General features: G+C 63.9%; 10 protein-coding genes. 8 read left to right on the forward strand and 2 right to left on the reverse strand.

The genetic code is table 11. The features are described from left to right. The 5 genes from ABYB95_RS11505 to ABYB95_RS11525 form a co-directional block, all read left to right on the forward strand. Positions 1-1,244: GNAT family N-acetyltransferase (locus ABYB95_RS11505; protein WP_372658664.1), on the forward strand; the 1,244-nt coding region annotated here is incomplete at its 5' end. A 53-nt stretch (positions 1,245-1,297) separates the two neighbouring features. Then, complete coding sequence (locus ABYB95_RS11510; protein WP_372658665.1) at positions 1,298-1,630, forward strand: hypothetical protein; 333 nt, start codon at positions 1,298-1,300, stop codon at positions 1,628-1,630. Next, a complete protein-coding gene (locus ABYB95_RS11515) occupies positions 1,621-2,061 on the forward strand; it encodes a polymer-forming cytoskeletal protein (protein WP_372658666.1) in 441 nt (146 codons plus the stop codon). The genes ABYB95_RS11510 and ABYB95_RS11515 overlap by 10 nt, the downstream gene beginning before the upstream one ends. A gap of 20 nt (positions 2,062-2,081) precedes the next feature. Next, a complete protein-coding gene (locus tag ABYB95_RS11520; protein ID WP_372658667.1) occupies positions 2,082-2,687 on the forward strand; it encodes a polymer-forming cytoskeletal protein in 606 nt (201 codons plus the stop codon). Positions 2,688-3,182: 495 nt separating this feature from the next. Next, on the forward strand, positions 3,183-3,590 hold the full coding sequence (locus tag ABYB95_RS11525; RefSeq protein WP_372658668.1) for a polymer-forming cytoskeletal protein: 408 nt from the start codon (positions 3,183-3,185) through the stop codon (positions 3,588-3,590). An 86-nt stretch (positions 3,591-3,676) separates the two neighbouring features. Here the strand turns inward: ABYB95_RS11525 and ppa are convergent, their stop codons facing one another. Then, positions 3,677-4,213: an inorganic diphosphatase gene (gene ppa / locus ABYB95_RS11530; protein ID WP_372658669.1), complete on the reverse strand. Its 537-nt coding sequence runs from the start codon at positions 4,211-4,213 to the stop codon at positions 3,677-3,679. Positions 4,214-4,531: 318 nt separating this feature from the next. Here ppa and ABYB95_RS11535 point away from each other — a divergent pair, with 318 nt between their 5' ends. Then, complete coding sequence (locus ABYB95_RS11535) at positions 4,532-6,601, forward strand: sodium-translocating pyrophosphatase (protein ID WP_372658671.1); 2,070 nt, start codon at positions 4,532-4,534, stop codon at positions 6,599-6,601. A gap of 71 nt (positions 6,602-6,672) precedes the next feature. On the opposite strand, the gene ABYB95_RS11540 is transcribed toward ABYB95_RS11535, so the two are convergent. Further along, positions 6,673-7,290, reverse strand: coding sequence for a TetR/AcrR family transcriptional regulator (locus ABYB95_RS11540; protein WP_372658672.1), 618 nt, complete (start codon positions 7,288-7,290; stop codon positions 6,673-6,675). 166 nt (positions 7,291-7,456) lie between these two features. Here ABYB95_RS11540 and ABYB95_RS11545 point away from each other — a divergent pair, with 166 nt between their 5' ends. Beyond that, positions 7,457-8,278 carry a metal-dependent hydrolase gene (locus ABYB95_RS11545; RefSeq protein WP_372658673.1) on the forward strand — a complete coding sequence of 274 codons (822 nt, stop codon included), beginning with the start codon at positions 7,457-7,459 and terminating at the stop codon, positions 8,276-8,278. Positions 8,279-8,358: 80 nt separating this feature from the next. After that, on the forward strand, positions 8,359-8,929 hold a 571-nt coding region (locus ABYB95_RS11550; RefSeq protein WP_372658674.1), incomplete at its 3' end, for a radical SAM protein.

The following is an 8,929-nucleotide window of genomic DNA, read 5'->3' on the forward strand; positions in this document are numbered from 1 at the left end:
ACTCGCCGCTGCGCATCCCAACCCAGGACTGGAACAGCCTGCTGGCCTGTGAGCCCGACCCCAGCCCCTTCATGCGGCACGAATACTTGTGCGCCCTGCACGAAAGCGGCGCCGCCCGCCCCAGGGCGGGCTGGCAGGCCCGGTTTGTGACGCTTTGGTTGGGCACAGAGCTGCAGGCGGCATGCCCGATGTACCTGAAGAACAACTCCTACGGGGAATACGTGTTCGACTGGGCCTGGGCCAACGCGTACCACCAGAACGGACTCGGCTACTACCCCAAGGCCCTGGTGGCGGTGCCGTTCACGCCCGTGCCGGGTGCGCGCCTGCTCGCGCGCGACCAAGCGGCCCGCGTGGCCCTGGTACAAGCCCTGCTCGCGCATGCCCGCGAAGAAGATCTCTCCTCGTTGCACCTGCTGTTCGCCCAGCCGCACGACGTGCAAGCCTGCCAGGAAGCCGGCATGCTGTTGCGCCACACGGTGCAGTTCCACTGGAAGAACGAGGCGCCCACGCTCCCCAGTGCACGGGGTTCGTTGCCCGACGGCGGAGCCTCGGCCCCTGCCCGCCCCAACGCGGTGGCTTCGCCGTTCACCGATTTCGAGCATTTTCTCGCCGGCCTGCAGCAGGAAAAGCGCAAAAAAATCCGCCAAGAGCGGCGCAAGGTGGCCGAAGCGGGCGTGGTGTTCCGCTCGGTGCAAGGGCCGGACATTTCAACCGCCGACTGGGACTTTTTCTACCGCTGTTACGAGCGCACCTACCTTGAGCACGGCAACGCACCGTATCTCAGCCGGGATTTTTTTGCACGCATGGCCAGCGCCATGCCGGAAAACTGGCTGCTGTTCGTGGCCGAGCGCGGCGGTCAAGCCATGGCCTGCAGCCTGATCGGTCTGGACTGGCGCGCACGCGTGGCCTACGGGCGCTACTGGGGTGCGCTGGAGCGGGTGGATTGTTTGCACTTTGAGGCCTGTTACTACCAGCCACTGGCCTGGTGCATGGACCATGGTTTCCAGCGATTTGAGGGCGGCGCTCAGGGTGAACACAAAATGGCGCGCGCGCTGATGCCGGTCAAGACCACCAGCGCCCACTGGTTGGCACACCCGGCTTTTGCCGACGCGGTCGAGCGTTATCTGGCCCGCGAAGGCGATGGCATCGAACAATATCTGGAACACCTGTCCGAACGCAGTCCCTTGAAGCGACCCGGCTCGGTTGGTGGAAAACCACCGCCTGCAGTGTGTGAAGATCCATGAAACACCTTGCCACCGTGTATTAATTGCTTACAAATTCGCTAAACTGGACGACCATGGACGAAGCCGATACGTTTTTCACCCACACCATCGTGGGCCCGCCGTACAGCGTGTTGCTCGGGCGGCGCCTCTCGGGTGTGGAGACGATCGCGCAAGGCATCGCCGTGCACCTGCCCAGCGGCCAGCAGCGCCTGAGCCAGGCTTGGAGCGACTGGATCGTGCTGAACCACGCCAGCGACGCGCCTGGGCGACCCCGGCGCCGTCCCGGTCGCCTGCGCCGCCTGTTGGAGCGGCATGCGCTTTGGGTGGCGGTGTTGGGGTTGGCTGCGCTGGGCGTTGCGGGCTTGGCGGTGGCATCGATCCGCGCCGGGGTGTTGCCATGGAACTGAAAACGCCACAGGACACGCTGACGCTGGACCCCATCGCGATGAATGTGGTGAACCGCGTGGCCGCCGGTTGCCGGCTCGACGGCGAGCTGCAATTCGATGGCGGTCTGCTGGTGCAAGGCGAAATCGCCGGCCACATCCGGGTCGAAGGCCGTTTGATCATCTGGACCGGTGGTGTGGTGCGCGGGCGCATCCGCGTCAACGGCGACTTTTACCTGTTTGGCCGCCTGGGGGCACCCGGCGCCAGCCCCAACGAGACCAGCCTGGAATGCACCGGCATGGCCTATGTGTCCAAGACCGGCGTGTCCACCGGCACCTTGATGGCGCGGCGCCTGCAGCTCTACGAAGGCGCCGACTTGCAAGGCCCCTTCAAGACGCTCAAACTCGGCGACAACCTGCCCGTGCTGCACGATGTGCACACCGAGCCCACCTGAACACGCGCCCGCCGATCGCCATGAAAGCCAAACGCTACCTGAAGCCCGATCGCCATTTTGAAAACAACGTGGGAAATGCCAACATGAACGACGACAACTCCGCGCCCTCGTACGCCCCGCAAAACAGCGATGGCAGCAGCAGCGAGAACGGATACAACGAGCCACCAAACGAACCGGAACAGGTGCTGGAAGTGTCCGTGGGCAATGCCATGCCCACCCTGCAACCCGCGCACATGCCATTGCTGCAGGCCGACGCCGACGCGCCTGGCTCGGCGACCAGCCAGGCCCGCAGCATGGTGGCCGAAGGCATGCGTTTCGTGGGCAACGCAGAACTGCGCGGCCCTTGCAGCGTGGCCGGGCATGTCGAAGGCAATCTGACCCAGGCCCCCAACGCCAGCGTGGCGGTGGTGGTGACAGAAACCGGGCGCGTCAAAGGCGACATCACCGCGCAAAAGATCTCGGTCATGGGCCACACCGATGGCATTCTGGATTCGGGTCAGGGTGAAGTCTCCTTGCACGATACCGCCAGCGTGCACGGCCTGGTGCGCTATGGGCGCATCCAGGTCAATGGAGCCGACCTCAACGCCACGTTGGAGCGCGTGGCACCCGGTCAGAACCCCGCCTGACGGGTTGCCATGCTGTGGCGAAAACGCACACACACCCCCATCACCCACACCACGGCGCCGGTACCGGATACCGAGGCGCTGCGGCGTGCATTGCTGCACGCAAGCCAGCGCCGCAGCCGCTGGGTGTCGCGTCGGCGCGTGGCCTTGCGTTGGACGCTGTGGGGACTGAGGCGGTCTTTTCTGCCCATTTTTTTGTTGCTGGCGGTTGCTGTAGCGGTACTGCGCTGGCAAGCCAGTGCGCTGGATGTTGTGCCGCAAGTCGTCGACGTGCCGCCCCAAGCCGCGCCACCGACCCCAGCGCTGCAGGTCACGCCGGAACCCACTTCCGAGCCCGAAACAGAAGCCGAAGTGCATTTGCGTTGGGAGCCTGCATGGCGCAGCGGTGCCTCGCCGCCCCGCAGAGCGCCTCGACCCGCTGCAGCTGAGACAACCGATCCAACGCCCCCCCCTCATCTCAAACCCGAAAACTGGTTGCACAGCAAGGAGCCCTGACCCATGAGCAAAAACCCCGCCACCACCCGCCTCGTGCCCGCCGAACGGCTGAGCGCCATCACCAGCCTGATCGCAGAGGGCGCGGTGTTCGATGGTTCTTTTCAGACCACGCTCGACCAGGGCATCAAAGTTGATGGTCTGCTCAAGGGCAACATCACCTTCGAGACCGGTGGCACCCTGCACGTGGGCGCTACCGGCGTGATCGAAAACACCCGGCTCGAGGCCGACTATGTGTTCATCGAAGGCAAGGTGATCGGCACCGTGATCGCGCGCAAGGCGCTGGAAATCACCGGCTCGGCCACCTTGATTGGCGACGCCAGTTACGACGAGTTGATCGACATGCACCCGCGTGCACGCGTGCGCGGCAAGATCGAATACCGGGGCGACATCGACGCGGCGCACAACATCTGATTCCGTCCGGCCCAGTTTGAAAAAAAGCCTGCCCGGCAAACACCGGGCAGGCTTTTTTGCGGCCCTGCGCCCTCAGGCGCCGAACATCAGGCCAGGGATTTTTCGTAGTTGGCGATGCCGTCCAGAATTTCCTGGTGGGCAGCGTCTTTGCCTTCCCAGCCGATGATCTTCACCCATTTGCCGGGCTCCAGATCCTTGTAGTGCTCAAAGAAGTGCTGGATGGTGTTCAAACGCATCGGGTTCAGGTCTTCCGGCTTTTGCCACTGGGTGTAGATCGACAGGATCTTGTCGATCGGCACCGCCAGCACCTTGCCGTCCTGCCCGGCTTCGTCTTCCATTTTCAGAATGCCGATCGCGCGGCAAGGCACGACCACGCCCGGGATCAAAGGCACGGGTGTGATCACCAGCACGTCCACCGGGTCGCCGTCGCCCGAAATGGTCTTGGGCACGTAGCCGTAGTTGGTCGGGTAGTGCATGGCGGTGCTCATGAAGCGGTCCACAAAAATGGCGCCGGTTTCCTTGTCCACTTCGTACTTGATCGGATCGGCGTTCATCGGAATTTCGATGATCACGTTGAAAGATTCGGGCACGTTTTTGCCAGGGGTGACGTTGTCGAGTGACATGGGGTGGTCTGCTGGTTGGTTGTTAACTGGGAGCGTGAAGTCGCGCGGGACGCGGGCTTCTGCGGGACAGTGGTCCCTGCGGCTGAACAGGGGCCTGGCCCCTGAATGCCTAGGACTTACCCTGATTTTACCGATGCCGAGCTTACTAATTGCTGGCAAGGGGTAGCGCAAACCACATCGGACCCGCTAAATTCGACTTGTTGGCCAATCGCCTGCCCCGTCACACCCCGCGTGTGGCGCCAGACGCGAGGAAGCAACGCAGCGGGGACAGACCTCCTAGCGTTGCCCCCTCCAAGTCGAAATGAGCAGGAGAAATACATGGTTGGACAATCTGCGCTGATTTTTGCGCTCGTGTGCGGTCTCGTTGCCGTGATTTACGGTTTCTGGTCCCGCAGTTGGATTCTTTCTCAAGACGCGGGCAACGCCCGCATGCAAGAGATCGCTGCGGCCATTCAGGCCGGTGCGGCCGCCTATCTGGCGCGGCAGTACAAAACCATTGCCATCGTGGGCGTCGTTCTGGCCGTGCTGATCGGTCTCTTCCTGGATGCGACCACCGCCATCGGCTTCGTCGTGGGCGCGGTGCTGTCGGGCGCTTGCGGCTTCATCGGCATGAACGTGTCGGTGCGCGCCAACGTGCGCACCGCCCAGGCCGCCACCAAGGGCATTGGCCCGGCGCTGGACGTGGCGTTTCGCGGCGGCGCCATCACCGGCATGCTGGTGGTGGGACTGGGTCTGCTGGGCGTGACCGGCTTCTTCTGGTTTCTCGTGGGCAACGGCAATCTGACACCCGACAAGAACCTGGCCACCCTGCTCAACCCGCTGATTGGCTTCGCTTTTGGCTCTTCGCTGATCTCGATCTTTGCCCGGCTCGGCGGCGGCATCTTCACCAAGGGCGCCGACGTGGGTGCCGATCTGGTGGGCAAGGTGGAAGCCGGCATTCCAGAAGACGACCCGCGCAACCCGGCGGTGATCGCCGACAACGTGGGCGACAACGTGGGCGACTGTGCCGGCATGGCCGCCGACCTGTTCGAAACCTATGCCGTGACGCTGATCGCCACCATGGTGCTGGGTGCGCTCATGGTCGCAGCCGCCCCCATGAACGCGGTGATCTACCCGCTGATGCTGGGTGCCGTGTCCATCGTGGCGTCCATCATCGGCTGCTTTTTCGTCAAGGCATCGCCCGGCATGAAGAACGTGATGCCGGCGCTGTACAAGGGGCTGGCCATTGCGGGCGTGCTGTCGCTGATCGCGTTTTATTTCGTGACCCTCTGGATCATGCCGGACAACGCCATCACGGCCACCGGTAGCCAGATCAGGTTGTTCGGCGCCTGCTTCGTCGGCTTGGCCCTGACCGCCGCGCTGGTCTGGATCACCGAGTTCTATACCGGCACCCAGTATTCACCGGTCAAGCACATCGCACAGGCGTCCACCACCGGTCACGGCACCAACATCATCGCCGGCCTGGGTGTGTCCATGCGCTCCACCGCCTGGCCGGTGCTGTTTGTCTGCGCCGCAATCATTGCCTCCTACACCTTGGCCGGCCTGTACGGCATCGCCATCGCCGCCACCAGCATGCTGAGCATGGCGGGCATCGTGGTGGCCCTGGACGCCTACGGCCCCATCACCGACAACGCGGGCGGTATCGCCGAAATGGCGGAAATGCCGGCCAGCGTGCGCGACATCACCGACCCGTTGGACGCCGTGGGCAACACCACCAAGGCCGTCACCAAGGGCTATGCCATCGGCTCCGCCGGCCTGGCCGCGCTGGTGCTGTTCGCCGACTACACCCACAAACTGGAAAGTTATGGGCAGGCGATCAGCTTCAACCTGAGCGACCCGATGGTCATCGTCGGCCTTTTCATCGGCGGCATGATTCCGTATTTGTTCGGTGCCATGGCCATGGAAGCCGTGGGCCGCGCTGCGGGTGCCGTGGTGGTGGAAGTGCGGCGCCAGTTCCGCGACATCCCGGGCATCATGGACGGCAGCGGCAAACCCGAGTACGGCAAGGCCGTGGACATGTTGACCACCGCTGCCATCAAGGAAATGGTGATCCCCTCGCTGCTGCCTGTGGTGGTGCCGATCCTGGTCGGTCTCATCCTGGGCCCCAAGGCGCTGGGTGGCCTGCTCATGGGCACCATCGTCACCGGTCTCTTCGTGGCCATTTCCATGTGCACCGGCGGCGGCGCCTGGGACAACGCCAAGAAGTACATCGAGGACGGCAACCACGGTGGCAAGGGCTCCGAAGCGCACAAGGCGGCTGTGACCGGCGACACCGTGGGCGATCCCTACAAGGACACGGCGGGTCCGGCCATCAACCCGCTGATCAAGATCATCAACATCGTGGCGCTGCTGATCGTGCCGCTGGTGGTGCAATTCCACGGCGCTTGAGCCAACCCCGTTCCCACACCTAACAGTCAAAAGGCCCGCGCAAGCGGGCCTTTTTTCGTCCGGCGGGTGTCTCAGAGGTCGGGAACTTCGGCCTGGGCGAGTGCGCGGATCAGCGCACTGGCGGTGGGCGTCAGGCGCGGCAAATCGCCCGCCATGCCCTGCTCGATCGCCTGCAAGATCAGCTCGTTGATGCCACCGACGGCCGCCATGGCCATGGTGGGCGTGAGCACGACCGGTGCAGCGCCCGGCACCGGTCCGTTGCCCGGCTGCACCGTGCTCAACATGAAATCCACCATCTGCTGCATGACTTCGCGCCGCAGCAACGCACCCGGCTCGCCCAGCTGGTGGATCTCGACAAACAGCATTTTCAGCACCTGCGGATCCGCCGCCATGTGCGCAAAGTAGCTGCTCAACGCGGATTCGACCTGCAGCTGCCAGGGCTTGTCGGCGCTCACGGCTTCGCGCAACACGCGCAGGGCCGCGCCACTGGCCGCTCGGTACAGGGCGAGAAAGCAGGCCTCTTTGCCATCGAAGTGCTCATAAAAGGTGCGCTTGGACACCCCCGCCTCCCGCACGATGTCGGCAATGGTGATGCCCGCATAACCCCGCGCACCCGCCAGGGCGGCCATTGCCTGGAGCAGGCGCACACGGTGCTCGCTGTCGATCACGCTGTTGATGGAGGCTGTCATGAAGACGCATCTTATCGACCCCGGGGGCGGCCACAGCCGAACCACCATGGCTGGCCTTGACACGGTGCCGGCATGGGCACCAAAATGACTTGGTACCAATCAGTACCACTCCGCATGCGGCTGGTGCTTCTTCTGACCCCATCCCATCTTTACCCCGGAGTCATGCATGACCGAACTCGTTGTACGCCGCCTCCTCATCGATCTGGAGCAACCCATTGCGCGCCACTGGTGCGCGGGCGATGCGTTTCTCACCGCTGCGTTCAACGCGCTGTCCATGAGCTTCCCGGTCGGGGAGCAGTTTTTCATCGACTCGGTGCGCAACGGCCTGGAAAGCATGTCCGACGAACAAAAGCAACGCCACCAAGGCGAGGCCCGGGGCTTCATCGGCCAGGAAGCGACCCACAGACGCATCCACGCCTTGTTCAACACGCAGATCGAAAAACACGGACTGGTCAACGCCTGGGAGCCTCGGGCGCGCCAGCGTCTGAAGCTGGTCGAACAACTGGACCCGCGCCACGCCTTGGCCATCACGGCGGCCAACGAACATTTCACCGCCTTGTTTGCCGAGTGGCTGCTGTCGAATCCGCAGATCTTCAAAGGCACCGAACCGCGGCTTCAGGCTTTGTGGGAATGGCACAGCGCAGAAGAAGCCGAACACAAGAACACGGCCTTTGACGTCTACCAGGCCTTGGGCGGCGACGAGGCGTGGCGCAAAAAATGGATGCGCCGCGTGACCCTGATCTTTGTGGGCGATACCCTGCGCCAAACGGTGGACAACCTGCGCCGCGACGGCACACTCTGGCGCTGGAGCACCTGGGCCAGCGCGGCACGCCACCTGCTGGGCAGCAGGGGCTTGCTGCGCCAAAGCTGGCGGCCCTGGCTGGCCTACTTCAAGCGCGACTTCCATCCGAGCCAGCAAAGCAGCCCGCTGTCGCACGACTGGTTGAGCCAAAACCGCGCGCTTTTCACCCCGGTCGGCGCAAGCTGAACCGGCCATGGCCCTGACGCCAGGTGGTCCACTGGAATACGTGGATGCGGTGGCGTCGCCCCTTGGCCGATAATTTGCGCATGTCCGAACGTGTCATCCCCCTGATCGATCAACGCAGCACCACGCTGTCAGCCCGGGTACCCGCCACCCTGGTGCCCGCCTCTGGTCTGCTCGGCGATGCCCTGGGCCGCCCTTTGCGGGACTTGCGCATCAGCGTGACCGACCGCTGCAATTTCCGTTGCAGCTATTGCATGCCCAAGGAGGTCTTTGACAAGGACTACCCCTACCTGCCGCACGGCGATCTGCTCACCTTCGAAGAGATCACCCGCGTGGCCAAGCAGTTCGTGGCGCACGGCGTGCAGAAGATCCGCCTCACGGGCGGCGAACCCCTGCTGCGCAAGAACATCGAAATCCTGATCGAACAGCTGTCGGCCTTGCGCACCACCGAAGGTCTGCCGCTGGACCTGACCCTGACCACCAACGGTGCCTTGCTCGAACGCAAGGCCGCCGCGCTCAAAGCCGCCGGCCTGCAACGGGTGACCGTGAGCCTGGACAGCCTGGACGACGCGGTCTTTCGCTCCATGAACGACGTGGACTTTCCGGTGGCCAGCGTGTTGCGTGGTATCGAAGCCGCGCGCGCCGCCGGCCTGG

This window comes from Hydrogenophaga sp. (assembly GCF_041633695.1).
GTDB lineage: Bacteria > Pseudomonadota > Gammaproteobacteria > Burkholderiales > Burkholderiaceae_C > Hydrogenophaga.